Origin of the sequence: Paraburkholderia sp. RL17-373-BIF-A (assembly GCF_046030175.1) — a bacterium.
Taxonomy (GTDB): domain Bacteria; phylum Pseudomonadota; class Gammaproteobacteria; order Burkholderiales; family Burkholderiaceae; genus Paraburkholderia.
Map to the genome: position 1 here is coordinate 1 of NZ_JARESO010000437.1, position 431 is coordinate 431.

Below are 431 nucleotides of genomic sequence, written 5' to 3' on the forward strand. Positions count from 1 at the left end.
GCGATAGGTATCGAGGTCGTCGAAGTCATTGGTGCCGCGCAGGAGCAACGCATCACGCACTGCGTTCTTGAGGTGGCCGTGGGGGCTCTCGATAGAACCGTTCTCATGGGCAACGCCGCGGTTGTTGCGCGTAGGCTGCATCCCGTAGTGAGCACAGAGCGCTTCGTAACGCGTGGTCAGATCGTCGCGCGCTTCGCGTTCAAGATTGCGGAACGCCGCCGACAGGCTGTCGCTGCGGTGCTCGCGCGGTGCGCCACCGAGCACCCATAACGCATTCTGCAGCCCTTCGGCCAGCGCGACATAGCTCTCGCCGCCGAGGATGACATGAGCGTGCTCAAAGCCCGAGCAGGCCAGCCGGAAATGATACAGACGGTGGTCCAGCGCGACACCCGCCACGGTGACGCCCAGGCTGTCCATCTCGGTGAAGTCGG

1 protein-coding gene is annotated in these 431 nt (G+C 64.0%); it reads right to left on the reverse strand.

What is annotated here, in order from left to right; translation table 11 throughout:
• Positions 1-431: IS21 family transposase (locus tag P0D80_RS51255; protein ID WP_459252784.1), on the reverse strand; the 431-nt coding region annotated here is incomplete at both ends.